Below are 26,703 nucleotides of genomic sequence, written 5' to 3'. Positions count from 1 at the left end.
ATTCTAATACATTATTCATTAGACATCTCCAAAAATTATCACTTCCCTTACTGGGTAGTCCTGTATATGTAGTGATAAAATTACAGTGAAGCGATCGCTTCATTATAATGATTAATGAAATACCAAATAGCTCCTAGATGGGACCGAAGCTTTTTAGAAAAGGATAAAGTCTTTCTGACCAACCGAGAAATTCTTTGACGCAAAGTATTATTCAATCTTTCTATATAAGCTGTTAAACCTGAATATTCCCCACTGATTTATGTCTCTCTTCAGGAAAGACAAGCTCGTAAGCTGACCAAAAATCTGTATAACAAACTGCACACGGCCTTAAGACACCGTGGGTTAGAATTCCATAATCTATGCTGCCCCTTTTTCTCCTCTTTCCCCTAACGGGACTTTAGCAAATTTCAAGCCCAAACAAACCCTAAACTCTCTTTATGAGCGGTAAATACGTCGATGTTTTCATCTAACCACTCAACAAAACGATAAGATATTGCGGTACGAAATGCTTCTAAAGTATCAGTAAACGTATTTAATGGTTTGTTAGCCCAACGCCTTCTTATACCTCCTGTTAACTGATGCCAGATAATAAATGTATAAGCACAAAATACTAAAATAAAATGCCTTTTAAGGCTGATTTTATCTCTGACTTGATATTCTCTTAATCCTAACCATCCTTTGGCTTCCCTGTAGAAAACTTCCACCCAATTTCTTTGAGAATAAGTAGAATATATCCACTCAGGAGTTACATATTTGTCTTCTCTATTAGTGATATAATAGTTAATATCAGTGGCCTCAGAAAAACTTTTAGCATTCATAACGATAGCTATAGTTTTTTGACCTGACATCCTAGATATTTCTACTTCTAATGTAGCTACCCAAACTTCTCTAGCATTTTTTGTACTTAGTTGAACTAAGTTGAAAGCTTTCTGAGGTATACTTTCTGCCAGCTTGTCTAATCTAATTTCCTCTTTAATGTCATCTTGTTTTTTAATGATGACTTTTCGATTTTTAGCTAATCCTCCTATATAAGTTAAACTTCTTTTCTCTAGTTGATTTAAGAATGATGTATTGTTACCATAGCCAAATTTCAATTAACACAATTTCTGGTTGGTGTCCTCTGGACAAACATTGATCTACTAGAGACATTGCACTCGTCTGGTTTCTTGACAAATTCTGGGTCTTTTTTTCCTTTTGGAAAAGAATCAGCTTTCTGATACAAAGCTATGTCTAAAGGTAGACTTTTAACTCCATCATAAAGATGAGTTGTCACCACGACTACACCATTATCTGTTTTTCCTATTTCTCCTATATATTGCCGCCCTACTCCTGCAGTAAAATTACCACTTTTTCTGTGGCCTGAATCGTCTATAATTAAAGCAATAGGATCGAGAAGGTTTTGTTTGGCGACGTTCCCACATTACTTGAAGACGACGCTCATTCACAGCATCTACAGACCAATTTGCTCGAACTAGAAAATGCCGTAATTTGTGGTACGTGTGACCTACAGTGTTGTTGGCAATTTGAGACAAGTTTTTTCGATCGCTTTCTCAAGAGTAATCCTCCTATATATTCCCTAAACCCTGTTTTTTGGGCTTTTGTTTTAAAGACATTGTTAAAGCGATCGCACCATCGATGGAAACAAGAGGGCATGGCCACTGAAGTTGTTTCTTTCATCAAACTTTTCCCAGGCCAGTAATTAACGTAAAATACATATCAGGTATACATTATACCCTTTTTTTTACTATTTTTTCACTAAAGTCCCGCTAAGTAAAAACCCACAATTTCTTTAGTTTCTATATCAATCGCTAACCACAGCCATTGTTTATTATTTTTATTGCCTACAAATGACCACATTTCATCACATTGAATGGTGAGTTTACCTGTTTTTTTTTAGTACATTTAATAGAGCGTGAAACCTCAGCATACTTATTATTGACGTAATTCTGGAGCCATTTTTCTGACACGCCTGTTACACGGGTTATACCAGCTAAACTAATTTTTTCTCTATTTTAATTTATCAATAAGTTCTTTGGTTTCATTACTAATATAATCTCTTTGACTATTTTCGACAAATTGTCTCTGACAATTTTGACATTGATATTTTTGTTTTTTGTTGTGAATAGTCCCATTTTTGACAATATGATTACTGCCACAACTAGGACAGATTAATTTATGAATGGACATCTGAATTATATAGATTTTTTCTTATTACTGTCATAGATAATAGCATACTTTTTTCATGATAGTTGAGTTTAATTCTTGATAGTTTAATGACTGATTATTATGTAGCGATCGCCTAGATAAAAATTTTGAATTATTAAGCATAAAAAACTTAATGTTTTCAAGATTGATGTCAATAACTAATCATTTATATTGGCTTATCACTACATATACAGGACCACCCCTTACTGTAACTATCTTTGAGGGAGCGATCGCCAGCTCCTCTAGATAGTCATTTTTTATGATATTTATAGTATTACAGATAGTTATTGTTAATTATTTAGCATTTTTATGTAATTATTTCTTGCTTTTTACTAGACCTAAAGTTAGGATTTATGTTAACATTAGTGCTTAATCTCTTAATCTCACTAAACCACATATTGTTAAAATTACTTTTTCATAATTACTCTCTTTTAATCTGAATCTTTCTCGTGCCACTTTCAATATTTTTATCAGTCTTATTACATGTTCTACAAATATTCTTTTTTGAGCTTTTTTTTGATTCTCTTTATTTACTTTGTATGACATTTTATGGTTTATTTTTTTTCTTTGGCGTGTCAATTCTTTCCCCACCTTGATAACCTTTATCTCCTTGAAATCTTTGTTCTTTATCAAACTTTTTTTGTTGTTTTTTGAATAAAATTATATCACTCTCTGGACCTCTTTCTCCTACTATTACATCAACTATTTCTTTTCCATTATCTGTTATTATTATTTGATTTTTTAACCTATGACTTTTTTGCTTTTCTGAGTAATATTTTTTCTGCTTTTCATCATTTTTTGGCCTGAATATATCCTGTTCTGTACTATCAACTATCAATTCTATTTCTGTCAAAGCTTCTTTTATCCATAAATATTCGTTTTCTTTTCCCGAGAATTCCTCTAGTAAACTAGATGGTAATAATTCCCTCAAAATATCGCTCCAAAGCCTGAAAAATATTATTTGCTGTTGATTCACTAACTCCAAATATTGCTCCTAGCAGTTGAAATGTTGGTACATGATGCAAATAATATAATGTCAAAATTATCTCTTCCGCCTTGCCTAAAGACTTTTTTCTGACTCCTCCTGCCTTAATTAATCTTTTTTCTTCTTTGTTTGATCGCCTGTCTTTTTTTGTCTTCAACTTTTTGAGCATTTTCTATTAATTTTATTAGTTGTTTATCTGTAATACCAATAATCCTTTTTGTATATGGATGGATGATTATAAATATATTCTAATACATTATTCATTTGGGGACAGCATATATATAATTGGGCACTACAATTTTACCTTAATTTCTATTTTGGAGAGGTCTATTTGGGGACAGCGTATATATAATTTATCACTAGAATTTTACCTTAATTTTTATTTTGGAGATGTCTATTAAAAAAAAACGTCAATTTTGTACAGAGTGAATATCTGGATAACCACTATCTCTAAATGGTTTCAAGATCCTTCTCACTCCGTGAGGTAAAAGACTGTCACTTCTCATATGAATTACTGTAAATTCTATGTGCAGCCGATACAAATATCGGAGACCAAACTTCAGTAGCTAGGAAGACTTGCAATATCTGTATTTCGGAAAGTAATATTTGCCAGTGACTATATTCCCGTATGTTCAAACCTTTAGGGCTACCCTTTTAAACTGAAATAGGCTAGCTGACGGCTAAATGCTTATAATTTTCTTTTCATCTGTTTGACGAATTGATAAATTTCTGGCAAACGCTTATAAATAGCAGAAGCTTTCAAATAAATCTTATTAGGAACCGCTGGACTACTAGAAACAATCTCTCCCGCAGCAACATCATTATGAACACCCGCTTGAGCAGTAGCGATTGCCCTATCTCCTATTTTTGCCTGATTAGCAACTCCTACCTGACCTGCTAAAATCACATTATCCCCAAGTTTCACCCCACCAGCTAAACCAACTTGAGCAGCCAAAGCACAATTTTTACCAATTTTACAACCATGACCAATTTGTACTAAATTATCTAACTTTGTATTTTTACCAATTCTAGTTTCTCCCACTGCAGGTCTATCAATAGTAGTATTACCTCCAACTTCCACCCCATCCTCTAAAATAACCTTGCCAGACTGTTCCATCTTAAACCAACCTTCGGGAGTCGGCACAAAACCAAAGCCCTCTCCCCCAATAACTGCTCCACTATGAATTACACAACCTTTACCTATCTGACTCCGTTCGTGAATCGAACAGTTAGCATTTAAAATAGTGTTTTCTCCTATTTCCACATTTGGGTAAATCACCACATTCGGATAAATACAAACATTATCACCAATTTTTACCCCTGCTTCAACCACAACATGAGCGCCAAGATAAACATTTTTACCAACTTTTGCTGTGGGATGAACTATAGAAGTAGCATGAATTTCAGGAGTAGGTTGAAAAGGTCGATAAAAAAGAGCGATCGCCTGAGCAAATAATAATCTCGGCTCCTTACTAGATAACCACCCAATACCACGCTCACCTGCCAATTTTTGTAGAGTTTCATCCATTGGTAAAATTAAAGCGCTAGCATTTGTCGTTTTCAAATAATTAGCAAATTTTGCACCCTCAATATAACTAAGAGTACCTGGTTTTGCCTCATCTATTGCAGCTACACCTTGGATATCTGGATCGAGATGATTTATTTTTTCCAGACTACAGGTGATCGTCTCAGAACCAAGTTTACTTGCAAGTTTGCTAAATTTCATAATTAGAATCCCTCACTCCTCACAAATACTTTTGGCTTTATACCATTTTCCCCAAAAAAAATCAACCCAAGTTTATAAGTCAATACGGTTCAGTTAAGGCTGAAAATCATGTAAATTAGGTATTGTTCCCAAAAAAGGAATCAAGTGTGGCGAATCTGAAGCATTTCTGGTTGATGTATCATAATATAAGGTTCGTAAAGTGCTGAAGACAATAGAAAGGGCAATTTCTACTATGGCAAGAAAAGAGGCGATTGCCAAAACTCAAACTACTGAGGAACGTAGACGATCTTTACGAACCAAATTAGTAGTAAGACTGGTTATAGCATTTAGCTTTTGGTCATCAGACTCCATGAGGGATGTAGTGAAAAACCTCATAGATGGATATTGCTTAACAATAAAGATTCAACGAATCATTTAAACACTTCATTATTCGGTAGTGCCTGTGCGAAAGTGTGGGAATGGTAATATAATCGTTGTCCTTAAATACTTTCTATTATTATGGAATGTCCTCTATTTGCCCATCAGAAAACTCATAAACATGGAAAGACTAGTAATGTTGTCAACGATATTATTGTCCTGAATGCCTATAAACTTTCACCGATACTTTTGACACTCTCTACTATTGTAGAACAATTTAACCTGAACAAATGCTCATGGTTCTAGAGGCTAACGTTGAGGGCAGTATTTTAAGAGGGATTAGTCGAACAGTGAATTTAGCCTATAATACGGTAGCTTAGTTTAGTGAGAGCTGCCTCTGAAAAAGGAAAAATGATTCATACATAATAGACTTGTCGCTAAATAAAATCCTGTAAAATTGCAAAACAAGATTCTGGTTTTACCCATCCACTTATGCTGCCATTAGATAGAAATTCCAGAGTCCTACGGCAGTTAACATCAAGCGATCGTCTAAATCTTTAATGTGATTTGTGATTATGCTTTCACTGCGTTGTATCTCTTTACCCCTGATATGAACAGGACTTACGCAGGTACGCTACATATAGCGTACTGTCAAAATAAAATTGTCAATACTATAATTAGTTTTTTTCGGATAAATATTACTTTTAACATCCATTAAAATAAGGTTACAAAATATTAAATTTATTTGCTAAAAATGTTTGATTATTAGATAATAATGACATGATTATTCTAGTTAAAAATATAAATTTTAATTTTGTTGTAACTCGTCAATATTTACTTAAGTCTCACACAAATTTTACAATGAAAAACCTAGCAAATCCAGAGTGAAAATATTAGCCATGATCAAATAAATCGCTATTTAAGAACAGAGTTTTTAAACTCAGAAGATTTATGGCGAAATGTTTGCTTCGCACATGAAAAAGAAGAGTTTGTTTGGTGATACCGAAGCTTATTTATTTTTTGATGACACAGTAATTAGTAAAAAGTATGGGTATAAGATTGAGATTGCACGACGACAATATAGTGGTATAGGTTCATCAAGTTGTTCATGGGTCTTGGAATAGTTAATTGTATATATTTTAATCGAGGAATGAACAATTATGGATTATAGATTATAGGATTTATGACCCAGATACTGATAAGAAAACAAAAATAGAAGAGTGTTGAAGAAATGATGCTTAATGCTATAAATAATAAGAAAATACCATTTAAAACAGTATTAATGGATAGTTGGTATGCAACACAAAGATTAATGGGATTAATAGATAATGATAGAAAAAATTATTATTGTCCTTTAAAAAGTAATCGCGCGCGTTGATGATACAGGTCGCGATCGAAAAATACAAAAAAGTTCAAGATTTAAATTGGAATGAAGCTGAAAAAAAATCAGGAAAAATAATTAAAATTAAAGGGTTTCCACTCTGCAAAAAGGTGAAAATATTTTGGTAATGGTGTATCTGCTAACAGAACAGAATATATCGTCACTAATGACTTAACTCAATCATCACTCTTATGATATCGAGTTTGAATCTCAAACTTGATGGAAAGTCGAAGAATTTCACAGATAAATTAAGCAATTAACAGGTTTAGAATTTTGTCAGTGTCGTCTGCGAATAATTCAAAAGAATCATATTGCTTGTGCAATGGAGCGTGTGGAACTTCTTAAAAAGATTTGCTTCTAAAATAGGCAAAAGTATTTATCAAGTTAAGCACGGTAATTGATCAAAATATCTAACCGATCAATTGAAACATCCTTCAATTAAAATGAAGGTTATTTGACTTGAATTACTATTGGTTTTTGAATAAAAATAGTTAGGCGATTGCTAACGCAAAGCTCCGCTAACGCACGTGAATATAGTGAAGTTCGTCAAAATTGTCATGCGCTATATATGGTGTCTTTGCGTAAGTCCTGATGAAGTGTTCACATTTGACGCGGACACTACTTTTTTCTCTATTTAGTTGTTTGTCTTGCTCTGTCAATTCTTTTGCTTTCGGCTTTTTCTTGGGAATTTTTATGTTGACAAATTCCTTCTGTAACCCGTGAAAGTCTAAATCTACATGAATTATCACTTCATCCGGGAAAAATCTGCTAATTTCTCTTCATCCAACTGCCGTTTGTCATTAACCTTACCCTCTCTTGCTTTTGATAGCACTAGGACTCGCCGCTCCCGATCTGTAAGGTAGAGAAGTTAAGAAGTGTGGCGCTTTTTTTTACCTGAGTAATTATCTTTCTGTTTCTGTTGCTCTATTAGACCTTGAATAGGTCGCTCTGTCCCATCAATTATCACTTCTTTGACACAGGTCAACATAGTTATGAACTGCTAATTACTCTCTAATTTACGTTCTGGCAAGGCCATCTTCCGGCCTAATGCCAACTCCTGCAGTAGTTGTAGCCTTAACATCCAACGGTGTGTTCGACTGCGGTGTAGGTCAAACAATAATCCGGCCACATCAAAGGTAGGGTAGCTTTTATTGTAGAATAATATAAAAAATAGCTTGTCTTTAGGCTCTAACAATTGGGCTTTTCGCCCTCCTTCTATCTCTCGTAGTCGAGGTTTTTGCATTGTAGCGATCGCTTCCGAGTTTAGTTTGGCACAAAAAGCTTGTAATAATTCATCGAATGCTTTACGGTTTAGCCCAGTCAATGCTCTTAATAGACGGTCTTCTTTTAGCACCCGATTGATGTCTAACATTGTCCCATTTTAAATACCCTACTTTCTTACTTTACCTTATAAAGCGACAAGTCTAATGCTCATATCCAGAATATCAATACCTCACAAATCAGCAGTGATGAGTTTTGCTCATTCGTCCAAAAAAACAAAAACAGTGCCAGTATCAGGAATTGAGATAAGGGTATTCTTGGGTTGGCAAGCCCCTAGGCTTCATCCAGTGGATTAATTCTGAGTGCTAGAGTCAGTAAACATACTGACCAGTTCATTGAGGAATTGCTCATCAACACAGAAGGGAAAACTAGCTGTAAAAAATGGCTAACTGATGATTAGACATCTCCAAAAATACTCAAACGCTTATACTAACTATTTTTAGTGGAGCGTTAGCTCACCTTGAAGATAGTTAATTTGTACAGTTTTATGGGTATCAGAGATACTTCGTGTTACTAATTCAAATATTTATTAGACTTTGATTTATTATTTTTATCTCAGTTTTTGATGATTTTTACTAAAATAAATTATCCAATTCTTAGTCGCACTAAACTACATATTTTTAAAATTACTTTTTGATAATTATTATTTTTTAGTCTGAATCTTTTTCGAGGAAGTCTAAATATTTTAATTAATTTTATTACATGTTCTACAAATCTTCTTTTTTTTTACTTTTTCTTGATTTTCTTCTTTGATTTCTGGTGTCATTTCTTTTTTTATTGGTTTCTTTTTTTGTGTAGTAGTTCTTCCTACTCCTTCATCAGCTTTATCTCCTTAAAATTTTTGTTTTTTATCAAATTTATCCAGTTGTTTTCTTAATATTTTTAGATCACTTACTGGACCTTTTTATCCTACTATTACATCCACTATTTATGTTCCTTTTGGTATCGTTATTATTTGATTTTTAAAAGTATAACTTTTCTTTGTTTTTGATACTTTTTACTAAAATAAACTAGCCAATTATTAGTCGCACTAAACTACATATTTTTAAAATTACTTTTTGATAATTATTATTTTTTAGTCTGAATCTTTTTCGAGGAAGTCTAAATATTTTAATTAATCTTATTACATGTTCTAAAAATATTCTTTTTTTGGCTTTTTCTTGATTTTCTTCTTTGATTTTTGGTGGCATTTCTTTTTTTATTGGTTTCTTTTTTTGTGTAGTAGTTATTCCTACTCATTCATCCGCTTTATCTCCTTAAAATTTTTGTTTTTTATCAAATTTATCCAGTTATTTTCTTAATATTTTTATATCACTTACTGGACATTTTTATCCTACTATTAAATCCACTATTTCTATTCCTTTTGGTATCGTTATTATTTGATTTTTAAAAGTATGATTTTTCTTTTTTCATATTTGATATTTTTCTTAGTTTTTATATTCACTTGGTCTTTCTATACCTTGTTCTGTATTATCTACAATTAATTTTAATTCTGTTAATATCTCCTTTACTCATTCCTATTCATTTTCTTTTTTTTTACTTGTTCTAATAAACTTGCTGGCAGTAATTCTCTGAAAATATCTATCCAGTAATGAAAAATATTATTAGCACTTGATTCACTTATACCAAAGTTAATTCCTAATGTTTGAAAACTTGGTATTTGATGTAAATAAAATAATTTTAAAATTATTTCTTCTTCCTTTGTTAAATTCTTTTTTCTGACTCCACCTGCTTTAATTAATCTTTTTTCTGTTTTGGCGATCGCCGACTTTTTTTATGATTCTATTGTTGGGGCATTTTCTATTAATTTTATTAGCTTTTTATAAGTAATACCAATAATTTTTTTTGTTTCTTTTGGATGATTATAAATATTTTCTAAAGTTGGATTCATTTGGGAGACTGTATACATAAATAGTTTTAATAATTTTACCTTATTTTCTATTTTGGAGATATCTATTGAGGAGGGTATGAACGAGTATTGCCCTGTAATAGAACAAATTATTCGTAAAAACCATTGCCCTGCAATTGGAACGCACAAATGGAATTATCAGACAGCAGCTCGGTCGATAGCATCGCCGAGAGAATAAATTTGGCAAGCTCTGGCAACAAACTGAGGTAACAGTAAGGTTGGCAAGGGACTAATTTAATTGGATTTGGGTTCATAGTCGCAAAGAAAATACTGCTGCGCAAAGAGCTGAGGAACGCGATCGCTCTTTGGAGTTGGAAAGACTTAATTACTTATCCCACACTTTACTGACGCACTACCTGCTAATTCTACTTAGATAATACCAATTCCCATAAAGTAACGGTAACTTTTTGTCAAACTTCAGTTATTAAATAATTAATATAAAAAAATAACTTTTTTACTCTCTTGAGCTAAGTTAATGTTAATTATTATGTTTATTTCTACTCTACTACCCTACTTCCCTACTTTCCTACTCAATAAAATTTAGAAACGTGTTTAAAAAAATGGTCTAAGACTTCAATTATTAAGTAATTAGGACAAAGAGAAAAAATTTTTTGCTTAGTTGATTCTTGTTAATGTTAATTTTATAAATGTTGTAGGAACATTTCAGGTAACCTCCCTACCTACTACCCCTTCACCGGAGCTTACTCAAAGTACCAAGTAGAAAAGTTTTTTTATAAATTGTATTATTCCTATTTTATATTGTTGAAGTTTCAAGGCTAACAAAACTTATTAAATCCCAGCAGATAGTCCTACATTATTAATTTATTTTTGAAGCTCTCTTCTCATTATTCTCAGTTAAAAAGGTACCTTAAAAATAGATATTCTTGACTGCTTTATTAATTACTGGGGGCTTAACTTTTAAATTTATGTGATTTATTCTTTATAATATTATTTAGATTATAACTAAATTCAACTGAGCAACGATTTGTGATAGCAAAAATCATCTCAAAAGTATCTACTAATCTACCATCACAATCAAAAATAATTATTTTAATAATGATTAAAATACAATTGTTAATTTGTACTTAATTCTATTATGAGTGATTGCAGTTTTTTGGGAGTATATCCGATCAAATATAAATCCAAAATAATTGGAGTAGATACTTAATGTAATATTTATTCAAGATTAGCACGAGCATTTCGTTGCAGCATTTCTGGCTTAATACGTCGCAATGCAGAGGCGGGAAACTGCTTATTCCAATCTTCCTGTGATATCTCTGCTAGTTTTGTTAACTTAGGTACTAAATTATTAGGGTAAGGTTGAAACTCATCAATATTTGTCTCTTGAGCAAATCTTTGATTCCAAGGACAAACATCTTGACAAATATCACAACCTGCAACCCATCCTTTTAAATTTGACTTAATATGTACAGGGAGTTTTGGATTTCTATTTTCAATTGTATGATAAGCAATACAAAGATTGGCATCAATAACAAAAGATTCTACAATTGCATTAGTAGGACAAGCTTCAAGACAACGAGTACAACTACCACAATGTTCAGTATGGGGGCGATCATTTGTCAACTCTAGGTTCGTTAGCACTTCGCCCAAAAACACCCATGAACCATATTCTCTAGTAATTAGATTACCATTTTTTGCTATCCAACCCACACCAGCTTGCTCCGCTAATGGTTTTTCCATAATAGGACCAGTATCTACATAATAGCGAGTTAAAATCTCTTGATCTTGCTCTTGCAGCCAGTTTACCAGAGATTTTAACTTTTTGTGCATTACTTTATGATAATCTCTACCCCACCCATAACGAGAAATTTTACCAATCTCACTACTTTCAGAATGTTTATGTGGGGTATAATAGTTGAGTGCCACACAAATAACAGACTTTACCTCTGGCATCACCTTCTTCAAATCCTGTCTTTTAGGGTTAGCCATCCATTCTAAATCTGCCTGATAACCCTTATTCAACCAACTTTGTAATCTATTTATTTCTGAGCTCAATTTGTTAGCTGAAGTTATTCCAACCTTATGAAATCCAACTTCTAGCGCTTTTTGTTTGATTTGACTACTACTAATATATAATTTCATTTATCTGCTAAAAATTACTACAAATACTTAACTGGTTTCTTACATGAGACCTAACTGTGGAAATATTTTAACAAATTGGGAATTGGGAGTAATTGATGTGATAAAAGTATTTTCATTATGATGGCAAAAAAATCAAGACTTGATCAAAATGCTTTTGAAAGCCCTATTATTTAATCCGATCCTATCTTAATACATCAGCTATAAGCTTATGTATTAAGAGAATCTAAAGAAGTTTTATTCCTAGTGCAGGATGGCAGAAATAAGTGACCAGTAGAAGCAATGTCTTCTTCCTGAGATAGAATACTCAGAGGTGCGATCGCATCGGAGAGGCCAGCCCCAAAAAGTGACCACTAAAAAAAGTGATTTATGAAGTCAACTAGAATTTGTGCAAGCCCAATCAATCAGCCTAGTCAACCCCATGAATGAATGCCTATCCCCAAAGCTCAATCCATAATCCTGTCGCCTAGACAGAAAAACCTGCTGCAAGTTCTAGCCAGTCAGACCACCAATTCCTATCCCCTGGTCAGAAGAGTAAAACTCATCCTAGCTGCGGCCTCTGGAACCAAAATTAGAACGATAAGTGAACAACTACAAACTACATAGAAGGCAAGTGAGGCAGTAGCGAAAAAGGTCGTTGGAGGCTTCTGAACAACTGGCAATTGCTGAAACTCAACAGGTGAGCGACAAGAAGTTAAGGACACTGACAGAAGACATTCTCAGTGATGCTCCCCGACCAGGAACAACCAAATTTTTCTCCGTGGAGCAAGTGGTCCAAATCTTAGCATAGGCCAGTGAAGACCCAAAACAATCTCAAAGACCAGTGAGTCATTAGACTCCAAGGGAGCTAGCAGAAAAAACCATAGATAGAAGGATTGTGGAGAAGATTTCACCCCGTAGTGTGGGGCGTTTTTTAAAAGGAAGAGACTCTACAACCTCATGGTCATCGTTACTGGTTAAACTCTAATCCCTCTGACCCAGTAGCTTTTCGCGACCAGGTTCAATCTATCTGTAAGTGATATCTGTCGGACCAAGAATTACTCGAAAAAGGAATTCATCTGATTAGTACCGATAAAATGACGAGTATCCCAGCTAATGAGAGAATTGGCCCCACTCAACCAATAGAGCCAGGACAAGTCGAACGCAATGAGTTTGAGTACATTCCCCTAGGCACTCAATGTCTACTGGCCAACTGGCACATAGCCAAAAGACAAATCATTACCCCTTCAATTAAGGCCACCCCCAGAGAAGTTGATTTTCTGCAACACATTGAACAGACTATCCATACTGAATTCTGATGGAGGATGAATTTTTCGGATTAGAGCAACTCAATACTCATAAATCTGAATGATTAGTCCGTCAAGTGGCTCAATGTTGTGGTATTCAGACTGATTTGGGGGTAAAACAGAAATCAGGTATTCGAGACTCTATAGTAACTCGTGCTGCTTTTTTGTCTGAGGAGTCTCACCGGATTCGCTTTGTTTATATCCCTAAACATACTTCTTGGCTGAATCAAATTGAGTGTTGGTTCTCTATTTGGGCCGGGGGTTGACTCCGACGTAGTAGTTTCTCTTCCACCTCAGAGCTCAAGTAGAAGATACTAAATTTTATTGACTATTTCAACTGTACTCTAGCCAGACCTTGTTGCTGGAAATTTCAGGGGTTTGAGCGAGGATGATTAACCAGATTCAGATTTATGCTCATACTGGCTCAAGCATCAAACTCTATGCCGATCATTTTTAGCTTGGCTATTGACTATTTATTTTACGAGGGCGATCACACTTCTGAGTATTCTATCTCAGGAAGAATACATCGCTTCTACTGGTCACTTATTTCTGCCATCCTGCACTAGTAAAACTATGTGTACATTGGGGATACAATTATTTTCATTAACTCTTTCGACTTTAAACATCTGCCCTGGTAGATTTTATAGAGAATTTATAAATCGGAATCTATGTTTAGATAAATGGCTGAAGCCCTTACATTGAGTGAGATAGTTTTCCACTTACAAGAGATTTTTAAAACTTCAGGCCAATCTCCTATTAAATGTCTTCTGGTATGCTTGCCTCCAACTTTAAACAGTTTCTACCATCTATTTGCAATCTATATTCTACATTATCCATGAGTCTATTCATAATTAACCATCCATAACCACTTTCTTGTTTAGCATCTGGTGTGGGTGGGTTATAATCCTCTGTATGGTAACCTTGACCATAGTCCCAAATTTCTAAAGCAATATCATTGTTTTTTATTTCTAAGCGTATTAGTACAGGTAAGTGTGGCTTGTCTTTATGAGCATGACGAATCACATTGGAATAAGCCTCCGCCAATACTAAACGCAAACGGTTAGATTGACGAGGCCAATCAATATGTTTTCCTAGCTCTATTTCTAAACTACTTAATAACCAATTTTCAACAATAGTCAAAAAATTTATATCACTTGGCACCTGAAGCTCAGTTTTCATAAATTCACAGAACCTCCAGAGATAGTATAGTTTGGTCATCTTCCTGAACCTGATTATCAGTTCGGATATAAGCCAATAAACTATTCAGGTCTAGTTGGCTTTTATGTTCCTTGAGAAGTTTCCATAAACCTTCTTGTTGCAACATTACACGACTTACTTCCCCACTATCAGTAGCCTTTTGAACTACCGTAGCTTCAGTGATGCCATCACTAGTCAAAAGGAATACATCTCCTGAATCTAACTCTATAGTACCTGCTTTGCCTCTCCATATTGGCAATATTCCTAAAGGAATACCACGATCTTTAAGGAAATTTGGTACTTGCTCAGAACCTTTGTTTCCAGTATTTACCAATGGGTTTTTAGACCATACCAAGGGATATATATGGCCAGCATTAGCATAGGCTAATGAGCCATTTTCTGGTGTATAACGAGCCAAAACCATTGTAATGAAGCAATTACTGCTAATCAGATCGTCTGAAAGACTACTGTTAAGATTGTGCATAACTTCGTAGGGTTCTGGGGAATTTTCTTGAGAAAGTTCTCGTCGCATCAAAGAAATAGCACTAGCCATGAATAACGCAGCAGGTACTCCCTTACCCGAAACATCTCCCAATGCTAACCATATTTCCCCTTGAGGGTGAGTATAAACTTCAAAAAAATCACCTCCTACTTCTCTAGCTGGATAGCAACAAGCCTGTATCCTGAACTTATCAAAATCTGGCCAACTTTGACGCAATAAGTTGCTTTGTATTTGACGAGCTACTTCTAGCTCATTACGCATTTGTTCAGCCAATTCCCTAGTACGCTGATATAGTTTAGCTTGGGACAATGCTAAAGCTCCTTGCTCTAACACACTTTCTATAAACTTTATATCTTCATCAGACCAGAAATTACTACTGTTTTGTTGATTAAGGGCTAAAACTGCCAGTAAATCTTGCTGGTAAATCAGAGGGACTATTAATTTGCAACTATTTTTATTTGAACCTTCTTCAAAGTAGGTTTGACGACTTTTTACTACTTGCAATAACAATTCTTCAGTGATGGGAAAGTTTTTCTCGGTATTTTCAGAGCTTTGATAAGAAACAGGCTTAGATATTAAGCGATCGCCTGCTACTGGCCATAAGATTCCTTCTGTTGCTGTAAAAGTTTGTCCTACTGTTTTAACTATTGTCGATAACATATCAGAGTAATCCAATGATTCTCTAATCACACTCATTACCTCATTCAAAATAGATTCTCGTCGCAGAGCCAGAGTCAAAGTCTTAGTTCTTTGCTTCAGCACTTTGTAGGTTTCTGAAGCTTGTTGAACTACTAATTTTAGTTCTTCTGGAGTCCATGGTTTTGTGATATACTTAAATACTTTGCCTGAGTTAATTGCTTCTACTAAATCTTCTACATCTGTATAGCCTGTAAGTAGAATTCTCACTGTATCTGGAAATATTTCAAAGGTTCTCCCTAAAAACTCTGTACCATTCATTTCTGGCATTCTTTGGTCAGAGATAATAAGTGCCATTTCTCCTTCCGCTTTTAAAACATCCATTGCAGTGAAGGCACTATCTGCCTTATATACTTTAAAATCTCGCCTAAACGTCCTGTACAACAAATCTAAATTATCTGGTTCGTCATCAACAACCAGCAATTTCAGTTTCCTATCTCCCAAACTCATGCTATATCTTGGCTCCTAGACAAATTTTTAGATATTGCACTCTCATTTTTGCCATTAGAGTATTTCATAGTCAAATATTTCAGCTTAGTCATATCTACATAATAATAATGTAGAAGTAAACTTTCATAAATTTTGCCTTTACTTTTTCTCGTCATTACCAACTAAATTTAAGGCTTCTTTGAGAACCCGAGCTATTATGGAGGTTAATTTTTAATAAATCCCTATCTATAGAGCCCTTATCTGTCTTGAATTGATACCAAGCTATAGCTAAAGAATGAGATTACTGCCACCTAATTAGGGTAACTATATTTTCAATTTCTAGGGTTTTGATTAGATTTGTAGTTAGTTTATATCTCTTGGGAATATAATATTATAAATCCTGCTAAAGAGATAGCTTGTTATTAGCAATCATGCCAGACACATAAATAATAGCTTTCTATTGCTATCCAACTATAGTTACGAGCCCAAAAGTAGTAAATTTGTACAGTTAATCTTTTCTTATATTAGCCATCCTCATTATGGTGTCTAAGTGTAAGTGAGTTATCTTTTAAATCCAAGTACCATCAATACAGATAATTATTGACGCTTGTAGATTATAACAAAGAATTATAGCCAACAGCTTACTTGCCCTATATGTACCATTTAGCTTAACTTTTCTGCCAATCTTAGTTTCGCAGAACGAGCCCGTGGATTTATTGCCACTTCATTATCTTGAGGTTGTATGGGTTTTTTTGTCAATACCTTTAAAATAGAAGCATTTCTCAGGCTATGTTTGACCAAACGATCCTCTAAACTATGAAAACTAATAATTCCTATTCTACCCCCAATTTTTAGCCAGTGAGGAGCATTCTTGAGGAAAGTTTCTAGACGAGAAAGTTCCTGATTTACTTCTATTCTGAGAGCTTGAAAAACACGAGTAGCTGGGTGTATTCTACCATAACGGTATTTGTAAGGTACACAGTTGGCAACCACTTCGGCCAACTCAGTTGTTGTTTCCAGAGGACGACTTTCTATTATTTTCCTGGCAATGCGCCGGGACAGACGTTCTTCTCCATAGGTATAAAAAATATTTGCCAACTTGACTTCTTCCCAATGATTAATTATTTTGGCTGCTGTGATAGTTTGTTGCTGATTCATGCGCATATCTAATTTACCTTGATGCCGGAAACTAAAACCTCGTTCTGGAGTATCCAACTGTACAGAATTTATACCTAAGTCTGCTAATATGCCATCAAATTTGAGATTTTGGGGATCATAATCAGCAAAATTACTGTGGCAGAATTGAATGTTAGAGTTGTAAGAGGCCAGTAAAGTTTGAGAAGAGTCGAGCGCTTGTTTATCTTGGTCAATAGCTACTACTTTCACCTCTGGGGCAGCAGCTAGAATTAACTTAGTATGGCCACCAAATCCCAATGTAGCATCTAAGTAGAGACCTCTAGGACGGATTACTAAACCAGAAATCAACTCACTACTTAGAACTGGTATATGGTTCATAATGTCATTACTCAAAGGGCAAAAGTCAAAATTGAAGTATTTACCAAAAGATTGGGTTTAAAGCCTCCCCTGCCTATCGGGCAACTTTTTAGTTGTTTTTTTAATATATATATGTTACTAATTTATTAGTTAGTTAGTCCCAGACGGGCAGTCATAGAAAAAAACGGACACTGAAGCAAGGTGCTACATTTAACTTGTTGAAAACTATGAACCTTATCTGTATAACATCACCGATTAAAGTGAGGATAATTGCAGATATTGTCTTGCTATTTGGCGACAAAACATATAAGGCTTGATAGTTTGGATCATATTACCTGAGCGCTCCCTGCACTGTAACAACAACGGAGTCTGTTTTTTTATGTCGCTTAACTTACAATCAGCCATCTATTTTGATAGATTTTAGTTCTTCCTTCCTTGGGCTGGAGTGTTCCCTTGTTAAAAAAGTTATTAACTGTACAATTTGACACTTAACTTTTTAGCTTTTGTCAAGGAATTGACCAAATTTTCAAGGATACCTTTTTAAAATTATATAATTATAATTACATATCAGTAATTTTCAAAAAATTCAAAAATATTTATTAAGGTTTTTAGTTAACTATTGCTCCTCACAAAACATAATAGCATTTAGCCTCAAAAAACTCAGGCCAAATAATTGGAAAGAAACATTAAATATTACTCATTAGGAGAATAGTCAAGATGAGCCAAATTCAAACTAGAACCGAGCCCATGGTCATTAACATGGGGCCTCATCATCCCTCAATGCATGGGGTATTAAGGTTGATTGTTACTTTAGATGGAGAAGATGTAATTGACTGTGAACCTGTAATTGGTTACTTACACAGGGGCATGGAAAAGATTGCGGAAAACCGCACTAATACAATGTTTGTTCCTTACGTTAGTCGTTGGGATTATGCTGCGGGAATGTTTAATGAGGCCGTAACAGTAAATGCTCCGGAACAACTGGCCGACATAGCAGTTCCTAAAAGGGCTAGTTATATCCGGGTAATTATGCTGGAACTAAACCGGATTGCTAATCACTTGTTATGGCTTGGCCCATTCCTGGCGGATGTCGGGGCCCAAACTCCTTTCTTCTACATCTTCCGAGAAAGGGAAATGATTTATGACTTGTGGGAAGCTGCTACAGGTTATCGAATGGTAAACAATAATTATTTCCGTATTGGTGGGGTAGCTGCTGATTTGCCTTATGGTTGGGTGGATAAGTGCGAAGATTTTTGTGATTATTTTTTACCCAAGGTTGATGAGTATGAACGTCTGATTACTAATAACCCAATTTTCCGTCGCCGAATTATGGGATTAGGTGTAATTAGTCGGGAAGAGGCGATTAACTGGGGACTTTCTGGACCTATGTTGCGAGCTTCTGGGGTAAAGTGGGATTTACGGAAGGTTGACCATTATGAGTGTTATGACGATTTTGACTGGGAAGTTCACTGGGAAAAAGATGGAGATTGTTTGGCGCGATATCTCGTGCGGATTCGAGAAATGCGAGAGTCGGTTAATATTATTCGTCAAGCTATTAAAGGACTTCCTGGTGGGCCTTATGAAAATCTGGAAGCTAAACGGATGGCTGAGGGGCCTAAGTCCGAGTGGAATGATTTTGATTACCAATTTTTAGGTAAAAAAATTCCTCCGACTTTTAAGATTCCTAAAGGTGAGCATTATGTTCGCATTGAAAGTGGTAAGGGAGAGATTGGAATTTATATTATTGGTGATAATAATATTTTTCCTTGGCGTTTTAAGATTCGGGCGGCAGATTTCGTAAATTTGCAGATTTTTCCTCATATTTTGCAGGGTGCGAAAGTGGCGGATCTTGTGGCTATTTTAGGTAGTATTGACATTATTATGGGGTCTGTGGATCGATAGTAAGATCAATTGTTAAAAGGTAAAATTTAAAAGTCACAAAAGTAAGCATTCAGCATTCAGTATGCTTCCTAAATAGTAACTTTACTAGCTTATGAGTTATTAACATCAAAGGAAGCAGAAATTAGTCTCTGTGGAGAATTAATGAAATTAGTCATCGGCTAATCTTAGTAGTTGCTTGAATATGTTTAAAAACTGACTGAAAGCTGAATGCTTGCAAAAAAATTGTGCTTAAAGCCTCCCCCATAAGGAAAGAATTTTTTAGTTGTTTTTTTAATAAATATGTTTTAATTATGTAAAAAATTAATTAGTCACGGGCGGGTAGTCTGAGGTAGAAAACAGACTTACTGGACAAGAGTAAAACTAGAGTCAAGTTTTGCCCTACCGAGATGAAAAGCATTAGCCTGTGGAGCGTGTAGCTTTATATAACTAAAACATCAACCAGAGTTTTGGCTCCCAAAAACTCTCCTCTGTGCTTAATGCCTAGGGAGGATATCAATAAAAAAATGTTATCAAAAACCAAAAGTCAGAAAGATTTATTAACCTTTTGCTTTTGGCTTTTTTTGTTGGAGAGATAAGGGCGATCGCTTGCTTGCTTAAGTCAGAAGTCAGAAGTAAATTAGCAGTACGGACTATATTTAAGAATAGGGAAAATGTTTGAGCCAGTAATAGTAACTACTAGACCAATATCATTAACCATTTCTCAAAAACTTTTGTACATTTCCCCATAGTAAAGGACCTACCCCTAAGCCCGGCCATGGAGAATTAGAGAAGTTTAATGAAAAGTCTGTATAGTAGAGACATTGCACGGAAGGTCTGTACAACATAAGAATAATTAACGGTCTACTGGCTAATAGTTATCAAAAAAAGTTATTTAGCCTATATTGATATTTTGATTAATTAATATCAACTAAGTATCATATTAATCCATGACAATTGATATTTAATAAGATTGTATCATAATATAATAAATATTTATTTATTAATAATTATCAAAATCATTGGGTCTAAAATACCGCCTTTTAAGGCTCAAGATTTTTGGGAAGTTTGCTCACTCATCCCCGTTACAAAAATAACTTATAACTTCGCTAAAAGCTATGGCATAGCTACGATAAAAAAAACTTTATAAAGATTACTACATTATTCAAAAAAAAGTTAGGTAAGGTTAGCTATAGTATGACTTATATTACTCAAAAAAATAAAGTTTAGCTAATAGTTATTAAAACTCTAAAATATAATATTTTTAAATACAAAAATCTCAGAAATTCCTAGAGAAAAATTAAATTACTAGAGAAAAAATTAGCTGTATTTTCGATATGAAGCTTTAAAACTTACTTTTTGTAAACATACAAATATTGTGTGTGCACAAAAAGTTTTTTTATAAGTAAAAATATTACTGCATTTTCATTAAATATGTGGCGGTATAAAATTGAGAAAAGTCACTAAAATAAATCGTAAACTATCAGAATTTTGATAATTAATTTACATTCTGTACAGTAGAAAAAGCTTTAATTTTAACTGTAAATTCTGATGCAATAATAATGTTAAACTACCAAATCTTATTGCCTATAATATTAACAATAATTACCCAATTTTTTTGATTAATTTTTAAATTGCTTGTAAGTTTATTTAAAATATTTTTCTAATTGAAACTCATGCTGATGAAAATGACTTTTATGCCATTGAAGAATATGGGAAAAAGGCAAAGCTGGGAGAATTTACTGATGTTTATTCTTTAGCAGTAAATCTTGATTATTTAATAACTGCTGAAATTCCTATTCCATAACCTGAATAGGGAGCGAGAATGGCTTTTAACTCGCCACAAAATTTAATCGGAAAATTAGTGATTGTTTTTAAGAAGCTATTCTTAAAGGTATGGCATTTGATCCTGAAGAACGTCTGCAGTAAGTGGCATAATAATGATCTTATTTTACAGAAGTTAAAAGTCAAAAACAAGTACTTAATTCTGAGGAGATTCCAGAATGTAATACTAATTTAGAAATTCAAAAGTTAAAAGTAGGATTTTATTGAATGAAAATTTTGCAAATACAATAATTTCCAATACAATAATTTCCAAAGATTATTTTACTTCTAAACATTTGGTAAAATTTTTTAATAAAACAGAAATTGATTATAAGCAACTAGAAAAAATTTTGCCTGCGCAAAAATCTCAAGCAGTAGATCCAAAAATAAGATAAATAATGTTGAATTTTTGACGTCTAATAACCAGAGAATAGGAAGTAAAAGAAGAAATATAAAAATTTTCCTACACAGACTTAAGTATTATCAATAAACTTGAGATTAAATATAGGAATGATAGATTTTGTTCAGCATTCAAAAAAAATGCAGAGGATTTGTGGTAAATTTAATGTTGATTATAATATTTATATGAGGTTTATTGAACAGGTGGAATAGGGGGTAAATAAAAGCTTATTATCTTGATTTAATTTTACTATTAATGTGCCAGTCCGAAATTTGGTCTGTGGAGTAGGGCAAGGAATAGTAGATTTTAGTATTGCTTTTTTTTATCTCGCATAGAAAATTTTAAAATTTATCAAGTTACAAATATTTCTCTTAATATTATTGGGATAATAGAAATAGACTCTTCTTCTGTAAGAATTTTTTTTTGCTGAAAGAAAATGGAGAGAGTCAGAGAGAGAAACTATTGCTAAAATAGTTAAAGGTAGCAGTAAACTATATATAGGAATTAGTAAATTAGATGAGTTTACCCTGATTTTGCCTGTGTTAATTATACTAAATTTAGTTATTAAAGAGAACTTACCCTATCTCTAAATTTTATTTAGGGTAAAGACTTCAAATTTTTTAAATATCCTCTTACCAGTAGAGATTTAGTATTACTTAAAAATTTAAATTTTACCATTGGTATGAAGCTGCTTTAATTACTCAAATAATTTTATCAAAGTTATGGAGATTTTGTAGGATAAAAATGAGTAGAACACTAGTATTTATTTATGGTATAGTTTGTTATTTAATATCATTGATGACTTTTCTGTATACCATTGGTTTTGTGGGCAATTTAATAGTACCAAAAACACTAGATTTAAACTTAGATGGTTCTCTGATTAAGGGGTTATTAATTGATATTTTATTAATCTTTTTGTTTGGTGTTCAACATAGTATTATGGCACGTCAAAGTTTCAAAAAATGGTGGACTAAAATAATTCCAGAAGTTATAGAACGTAGCACTTATGTTTTGATGGCAAGCCTAGTATTATTACTGTTATGTTGGCAATGGTCTTCTTTTGGTGGAATTATCTGGAATATACAAAACCCAATAATTTTTAACGTTATTTATGGCATTTTTGCCGTGGGATGGTTAATTGTTTTTCTTAGCACTTTTATGATTAACCATTTTGATTTATTCGGCTTGCGACAAGTATATTTATATTGGCGTGGTCAGGAATATGAAGATTTAGAATTCAGAAATCCAGGGTTTTATAAATATATTCGCCATCCAATTATGTTAGGTTTTCTTATTGCTTTTTGGGCAACTCCATTAATGACAAGTTCTCATCTAGTTTTTGCTATAGGTATCACAATTTATGTATTAATAGGTATTAAATTAGAAGAGGTAGATATGATTTCTATTTATGGAAATTTATATCAGGAATATCGCCAGCAAGTTTCTATGTTAATTCCTGTGCCCAAAATAAAATTTATCAAGCATAAATAGATAAAAAAATTAGGGTTATTCCTGATTTTTTCTCGGGACTAGATATAGATATGTAGATATGAATATATTCTATATAGATAGCAAAAAACATTGAGTGAATAAAATTATAAATTTCAGATACAGTTAGATAATAAAACTAACTATTCCTATTTATAGGAAAGAAAAAAAAATTAATTTTTATTCTTTCTTAATTTTTCCTTAAATTTATGAATCAACCACAACTAACTATCAGCAATAATAATGAAAATTTATGTACAATTATCTATAAAAGCATATCTGAATCTCAAAATAAACGGATTACTTTTGCTGAATATATGGATTTAGTTTTATACCATCCCCAATATGGTTATTATGCAACTCATCCTGTAAATATTGGCAAACAAGGAGACTTTTTAACCTCTCCTCATTGGGGTAGTGACTTTGGAGAATTATTAGCAGAACAATTTCTACAAATGTGGCATATTTTGCAAAGGCCTAATAATTTTACTATAGTAGAAATGGGTGCTGGTCAGGGAATTTTAGCAGAGCAAATTTTAGGTTATCTTAAACAAAAACATTTAGATTTTTTCCAAACAGTTGAATATCTAATTGTTGAAAAATCAGAAGTTTTAAAAGTACAACAAAAACAAATTTTACAGTCATATCAAGTGAGATGGAGTGACTGGGATAAAATTTCCCATAGTTCAATTACAGGTTGTTTCTTTTCTAATGAGTTGGTAGATGCTTTTCCAGTGCATAAGTTTAGAATAGAAGAACGGGAAATTAAAGAAATTTATGTGTCTTCTAACTCTCAAGGAAAGTTTGTAGAAATAACTGATAAAATTTCAACTCCTGAAATTGCTGAATATTTTAATTTAGTGGATATAGATTTACTCTCATTTGTTGATGTTGAGGGTTATCAAAGTGAAGTAAATTTACAGGCTTTAGATTGGATAAAAATTGTTAGTAATAAGTTGCTAAAGGGTTATTTATTAACTATTGATTATGGTTATCAAGCAGTACGCTATTATAATCCTGTTAGAAAAGAGGGAACTCTACAATGTTATTATCAACATCATCGAAATAATGACCCTTATTGGAATGTTGGGCGACAAGATATTACTGCTCATGTTGATTTTACTGCTTTGGAAAAACAGGGAAATTTATTAGACTTAGAAACTCTAGGTTTTACTAAACAAGGTTTATTTTTAATGGCTTTAGGTTTAGGAGATAGATTAAATGAATTATCAAATAATCAAGGTTTTTCTGTTGAAGAAGTTTTCCGACGTAGGGAAGCATTACATTCATTAATAGACCCAATTGGGTTAGGAAATTTTGGGGTTTTGGTGCAGAGCAAAAGTTTGAGTGAGGAAGAAAAAAAGCAAACTTTGAAAGGTTTAAGCATGCCTCCTATGGGTTAATAATTTTAGAATTCATAAGTTGTTTTTGCAATGGGGGTTTTAAGCAGAAAAAGAGGGGGAAAATCCAGGGCAAACGCATCTAATTTTTTTGACAAATGACTAAGACTAACTTTCGAGAATGGGCTTTGTGAGACATCTTAGCTCACGTTTCAAAAACGCTATTTTCGAGTTAGCGATTAAACTCGGTTTCGCGCTCCGCTATCGCGCTAGACCTTTAACGATAACTGATATGGAAGTATTTTATTGTTGTTCTAGTGCAGGATGGCAGAAATAAGTGACCACGTAGAAGCAATGCCTTCTTCCTGAGATAGAGTACTCAGAGGTGCGATCGCATCGGAGAGGCCAGCCCCAAAAAGTGACCACTAAAAAAAAGTGATTTATGAAGTCAACTAGAATTTGTGGAAGCCTAATCAATCAGCTTAGTCAACCCCATGAATGAATGCCTATCCCCAAAGCTCAATCCATAGTCCTGTCGCCAAGATAGAAAAACCTGCTGCAAGTTCTAGCTAGTCAGACCACCAATTCCTATCCCCTGGTCAGAAGAGTAAAACTCATCTTAGCTGCGGCCTCTGGAACCAACATTAGAAGGATAAGTGAACAACTACAACTACATAGAAGGCAAGTGAGGCAGTAGCGAAAAAGGTGCTTGGAGGCTTCTGAACAACTTTTAAAAGGAAGGGACTCTACAACCTCATGGTCATCGTTACTGGTTAAACTCTAATCCCTCTGACCTAGTAGCTTTTCGCGACTAGGTTCAATCTATCTGTCAGTGATATCTGTCGGCCCAAGAATTACTCGAAAAAGGAATTCATCTGATTAGTACCGATAAAATGACGAGTATCCCAGCTAATGAGAGAATTGGCCCCACTCAACCAATAGAGCCAGGATGAGTCGAAGGCAATGAGTTTGAGTACATTCCCCTAGGTACTCAATGTCTACTGGCCAACTGGCACATAGCCAAAAGACAAATCATTACCCCTTCAATTAAGGCCACTCTCACAGAAGTTGATTTTCTGCAACACATTGAACAGACTATCCATACTGAATTCTGATGGAGGATGGATTTTTCGGATTAGAGCAACTCAATACTCATAAATCTGAATCATTATTCCGTCAAGTGGCTCAATGTTGTGGTATTCAGACTGATTTGGGGTAAAACAGAAATCAGGTATTCGAGACTCTATGGTAACTCGTGCTGCTTTTTTTGTCTGAGGAGTCTCACCAGATTCGCTTTGTTTATATCCCTAAACATATTTCTTGGCTGAATCAAATTGAGTGTTGGTTCTCTATTTGGGCCAGGGGTTGACTCCGGCGTAGTAGTTTCTATTCCACCTCAGAGCTCAAGCAGAAGATACTAAATTTTATTGACTATTTCAACTGTACTCTAACCAGACCTTGTTAATAGGGGGTTTGATCGAGGATGATTAACTAGATTCAGATTTATGCTCATACTGGCTCAAGTATCAAACTCTATGCCGATAATTTTTAGCTTGGCTATTGACCATTTATTTTATGAGAGCGATCGCACTTCTGAGTATTCTATCTCAGGAAGAAGGCATCGCTTCTACTGGTTACTTATTTCTGCCATCCTGCACTAGTAGCTTGTGAGAACAATAACTCTTACCTATTAACTATGGCTGACTGGTCACCCCCTGAGCAATTAAATATAGCATTTCTTCTTTGCTGAAAAGCTTTTGAGACTGTTGAATTAGCTTACCATTATAATAAGATTCCACGAAAACTAATTCTCCATTCATATAATGAGTACTTGATGGAGACCCAGGGCAAGCTCATCTAAATTTTTATTGACGAATCAATATTTTTATGATAACGATTTAATAAATTTTTATATTATTGGTTTTCGCAACTTAACAATTGGAATGTATTTTCGTCACTAAATTAACTCAAAACCTGTCAGGGCAATAGGATTAGAAAAGATACTATTTTTCAACGATTGTTAAGATGAGCTGACCCTGGGGTTTTAAACAAGCTTCTAAAAATATTTTGCCTTAAAAGGCAGAGAGTAATAGCATTTATAAAAAACTTTTCAACTTGACTATTGAGTGCCTTGAATTTGGAAGGTTAGGGATGTTGTCATAGAATTTCCATACAACATAAGCAGACTTAGGCAAATACTATAATATAGCGCATAAAAATTTCGA

19 protein-coding genes and 6 pseudogenes are annotated in these 26,703 nt (G+C 33.8%); 11 read left to right on the top strand and 14 right to left on the bottom strand.

The window, feature by feature from the left end; translation table 11 throughout:
• Nucleotides 1–80: 80 nt before the first annotated feature.
• The 6 genes and pseudogenes from TERY_RS34045 to lpxD all read right to left on the bottom strand — a co-directional run.
• Nucleotides 81–362: pseudogene (locus TERY_RS34045) on the bottom strand (IS1 family transposase); the annotation flags it as partial.
• A gap of 45 nt (nucleotides 363–407) precedes the next feature.
• Nucleotides 408–1,677: pseudogene (locus tag TERY_RS23320) on the bottom strand (IS701 family transposase).
• 90 nt (nucleotides 1,678–1,767) lie between these two features.
• Nucleotides 1,768–2,187, bottom strand: a pseudogene (locus tag TERY_RS37825) (IS1 family transposase); the annotation flags it as partial.
• A 565-nt stretch (nucleotides 2,188–2,752) separates the two neighbouring features.
• On the bottom strand, nucleotides 2,753–3,136 hold the full coding sequence (locus tag TERY_RS31585) for a transposase family protein (protein ID WP_370496203.1): 384 nt from the start codon (nucleotides 3,134–3,136) through the stop codon (nucleotides 2,753–2,755).
• Nucleotides 3,114–3,359, bottom strand: a complete 246-nt coding sequence (locus TERY_RS25965; protein WP_011614084.1) for a transposase family protein — start codon at nucleotides 3,357–3,359, stop codon at nucleotides 3,114–3,116. Before TERY_RS25965 ends, TERY_RS31585 begins: the two co-directional genes overlap by 23 nt.
• A 519-nt stretch (nucleotides 3,360–3,878) precedes the next feature.
• On the bottom strand, nucleotides 3,879–4,916 hold the full coding sequence (lpxD, locus tag TERY_RS23300; protein ID WP_011614083.1) for a UDP-3-O-(3-hydroxymyristoyl)glucosamine N-acyltransferase: 1,038 nt from the start codon (nucleotides 4,914–4,916) through the stop codon (nucleotides 3,879–3,881).
• 211 nt (nucleotides 4,917–5,127) lie between these two features.
• Between lpxD and TERY_RS29180 the strand changes: the two are divergent.
• Nucleotides 5,128–5,298: pseudogene (locus TERY_RS29180) on the top strand (transposase domain-containing protein); the annotation flags it as partial.
• 776 nt (nucleotides 5,299–6,074) lie between these two features.
• A pseudogene (locus TERY_RS31580) lies at nucleotides 6,075–7,055 on the top strand (transposase).
• Nucleotides 7,056–7,172: 117 nt separating this feature from the next.
• Here TERY_RS31580 and TERY_RS35550 read toward each other — a convergent pair.
• The 4 genes from TERY_RS35550 to TERY_RS37815 all read right to left on the bottom strand — a co-directional run bounded on the left by TERY_RS35550 (nucleotide 7,173) and on the right by TERY_RS37815 (nucleotide 9,595).
• Nucleotides 7,173–7,403, bottom strand: a complete 231-nt coding sequence (locus TERY_RS35550) for a transposase family protein (protein WP_052845865.1) — start codon at nucleotides 7,401–7,403, stop codon at nucleotides 7,173–7,175.
• A 251-nt stretch (nucleotides 7,404–7,654) separates the two neighbouring features.
• A complete protein-coding gene (locus tag TERY_RS37820) occupies nucleotides 7,655–8,026 on the bottom strand; it encodes a transposase family protein (RefSeq protein ID WP_011614081.1) in 372 nt (123 codons plus the stop codon).
• Nucleotides 8,027–8,945: 919 nt separating this feature from the next.
• Complete coding sequence (locus TERY_RS31565) at nucleotides 8,946–9,164, bottom strand: transposase family protein (protein WP_370497325.1); 219 nt, start codon at nucleotides 9,162–9,164, stop codon at nucleotides 8,946–8,948.
• A 278-nt stretch (nucleotides 9,165–9,442) separates the two neighbouring features.
• Nucleotides 9,443–9,595: a helix-turn-helix domain-containing protein gene (locus TERY_RS37815; RefSeq protein ID WP_370497323.1), complete on the bottom strand. Its 153-nt coding sequence runs from the start codon at nucleotides 9,593–9,595 to the stop codon at nucleotides 9,443–9,445.
• A gap of 362 nt (nucleotides 9,596–9,957) precedes the next feature.
• On the opposite strand from TERY_RS37815, the pseudogene TERY_RS37810 reads away from it, so the two are divergent.
• A pseudogene (locus tag TERY_RS37810) lies at nucleotides 9,958–10,192 on the top strand (IS1 family transposase); the annotation flags it as partial.
• A gap of 828 nt (nucleotides 10,193–11,020) precedes the next feature.
• Here TERY_RS37810 and queG read toward each other — a convergent pair.
• Nucleotides 11,021–11,947 (bottom strand): tRNA epoxyqueuosine(34) reductase QueG, encoded by a 927-nt coding sequence (gene queG, locus TERY_RS23270; RefSeq protein WP_011614080.1) that lies wholly within the window; start codon nucleotides 11,945–11,947, stop codon nucleotides 11,021–11,023.
• Nucleotides 11,948–12,581: 634 nt separating this feature from the next.
• On the opposite strand from queG, the gene TERY_RS35540 reads away from it, so the two are divergent.
• The 3 genes from TERY_RS35540 (at nucleotide 12,582) to TERY_RS35530 (ending at nucleotide 13,496) form a co-directional block, all read left to right on the top strand.
• Nucleotides 12,582–12,734 carry a hypothetical protein gene (locus tag TERY_RS35540; RefSeq protein ID WP_196797154.1) on the top strand — a complete coding sequence of 51 codons (153 nt, stop codon included), beginning with the start codon at nucleotides 12,582–12,584 and terminating at the stop codon, nucleotides 12,732–12,734.
• Between the two features lie 286 nt (nucleotides 12,735–13,020).
• On the top strand, nucleotides 13,021–13,242 hold the full coding sequence (locus TERY_RS35535) for a hypothetical protein (protein WP_196797153.1): 222 nt from the start codon (nucleotides 13,021–13,023) through the stop codon (nucleotides 13,240–13,242).
• Nucleotides 13,243–13,307: 65 nt separating this feature from the next.
• Nucleotides 13,308–13,496 carry a transposase gene (locus TERY_RS35530; RefSeq protein ID WP_196797152.1) on the top strand — a complete coding sequence of 63 codons (189 nt, stop codon included), beginning with the start codon at nucleotides 13,308–13,310 and terminating at the stop codon, nucleotides 13,494–13,496.
• A gap of 490 nt (nucleotides 13,497–13,986) precedes the next feature.
• On the opposite strand, the gene TERY_RS23255 is transcribed toward TERY_RS35530, so the two are convergent.
• The 3 genes from TERY_RS23255 to rsmH all read right to left on the bottom strand — a co-directional run bounded on the left by TERY_RS23255 (nucleotide 13,987) and on the right by rsmH (nucleotide 17,569).
• Nucleotides 13,987–14,409, bottom strand: a complete 423-nt coding sequence (locus tag TERY_RS23255) for an ATP-binding protein (protein ID WP_011614079.1) — start codon at nucleotides 14,407–14,409, stop codon at nucleotides 13,987–13,989.
• A gap of 4 nt (nucleotides 14,410–14,413) precedes the next feature.
• Nucleotides 14,414–16,075, bottom strand: coding sequence for a SpoIIE family protein phosphatase (locus tag TERY_RS23250; protein WP_011614078.1), 1,662 nt, complete (start codon nucleotides 16,073–16,075; stop codon nucleotides 14,414–14,416).
• Between the two features lie 642 nt (nucleotides 16,076–16,717).
• Entirely contained in the window at nucleotides 16,718–17,569 is an 852-nt protein-coding gene (gene rsmH / locus TERY_RS23245; RefSeq protein WP_011614077.1) for a 16S rRNA (cytosine(1402)-N(4))-methyltransferase RsmH, read from the bottom strand.
• 696 nt (nucleotides 17,570–18,265) lie between these two features.
• Between rsmH and TERY_RS23240 the strand changes: the two genes are divergently transcribed.
• The 5 genes from TERY_RS23240 (at nucleotide 18,266) to TERY_RS37805 (ending at nucleotide 26,139) form a co-directional block, all read left to right on the top strand.
• Nucleotides 18,266–19,450, top strand: coding sequence for an NAD(P)H-quinone oxidoreductase subunit H (locus TERY_RS23240; protein ID WP_011614076.1), 1,185 nt, complete (start codon nucleotides 18,266–18,268; stop codon nucleotides 19,448–19,450).
• Between the two features lie 2,024 nt (nucleotides 19,451–21,474).
• Nucleotides 21,475–21,645, top strand: a complete 171-nt coding sequence (locus TERY_RS35525; protein ID WP_196797151.1) for a hypothetical protein — start codon at nucleotides 21,475–21,477, stop codon at nucleotides 21,643–21,645.
• A 749-nt stretch (nucleotides 21,646–22,394) separates the two neighbouring features.
• The gene (mddA, locus tag TERY_RS23235) at nucleotides 22,395–23,141 is read left to right on the top strand and encodes a methanethiol S-methyltransferase (protein WP_011614075.1); all 747 of its coding nucleotides are present in this window, start codon (nucleotides 22,395–22,397) and stop codon (nucleotides 23,139–23,141) included.
• A 206-nt stretch (nucleotides 23,142–23,347) separates the two neighbouring features.
• Nucleotides 23,348–24,541, top strand: coding sequence for an SAM-dependent methyltransferase (locus TERY_RS23230; RefSeq protein ID WP_011614074.1), 1,194 nt, complete (start codon nucleotides 23,348–23,350; stop codon nucleotides 24,539–24,541).
• A 1,472-nt stretch (nucleotides 24,542–26,013) separates the two neighbouring features.
• On the top strand, nucleotides 26,014–26,139 hold the full coding sequence (locus TERY_RS37805) for a hypothetical protein (protein ID WP_370496196.1): 126 nt from the start codon (nucleotides 26,014–26,016) through the stop codon (nucleotides 26,137–26,139).
• Nucleotides 26,140–26,703 lie beyond the last annotated feature (564 nt).

Origin of the sequence: Trichodesmium erythraeum IMS101, from assembly GCF_000014265.1 — a bacterium.
GTDB lineage: Bacteria > Cyanobacteriota > Cyanobacteriia > Cyanobacteriales > Microcoleaceae > Trichodesmium > Trichodesmium erythraeum.
Note: the sequence above shows the minus strand (reverse complement) of the source record. Positions and strands in the feature narration are given on the sequence as shown.

Bases quoted from the DNA above. Each gene is read 5' to 3' on its own strand.
- TERY_RS25965 (WP_011614084.1), bottom strand. From the start codon at position 3,359: ATGCTCAAAAAGTTGAAGACAAAAAAAGACAGGCGATCAAACAAAGAA.
- lpxD (WP_011614083.1), bottom strand. From the start codon at position 4,916: ATGAAATTTAGCAAACTTGCAAGTAAACTTGGTTCTGAGACGATCACC.
- TERY_RS37820 (WP_011614081.1), bottom strand. From the start codon at position 8,026: ATGTTAGACATCAATCGGGTGCTAAAAGAAGACCGTCTATTAAGAGCA.
- queG (WP_011614080.1), bottom strand. From the start codon at position 11,947: ATGAAATTATATATTAGTAGTAGTCAAATCAAACAAAAAGCGCTAGAA.
- TERY_RS35535 (WP_196797153.1), top strand. From the start codon at position 13,021: ATGACGAGTATCCCAGCTAATGAGAGAATTGGCCCCACTCAACCAATA.
- TERY_RS23255 (WP_011614079.1), bottom strand. From the start codon at position 14,409: ATGAAAACTGAGCTTCAGGTGCCAAGTGATATAAATTTTTTGACTATT.
- TERY_RS23250 (WP_011614078.1), bottom strand. From the start codon at position 16,075: ATGAGTTTGGGAGATAGGAAACTGAAATTGCTGGTTGTTGATGACGAA.
- rsmH (WP_011614077.1), bottom strand. From the start codon at position 17,569: ATGAACCATATACCAGTTCTAAGTAGTGAGTTGATTTCTGGTTTAGTA.
- TERY_RS23240 (WP_011614076.1), top strand. From the start codon at position 18,266: ATGAGCCAAATTCAAACTAGAACCGAGCCCATGGTCATTAACATGGGG.
- mddA (WP_011614075.1), top strand. From the start codon at position 22,395: ATGAGTAGAACACTAGTATTTATTTATGGTATAGTTTGTTATTTAATA.
- TERY_RS23230 (WP_011614074.1), top strand. From the start codon at position 23,348: ATGAATCAACCACAACTAACTATCAGCAATAATAATGAAAATTTATGT.
- TERY_RS37805 (WP_370496196.1), top strand. From the start codon at position 26,014: ATGCCGATAATTTTTAGCTTGGCTATTGACCATTTATTTTATGAGAGC.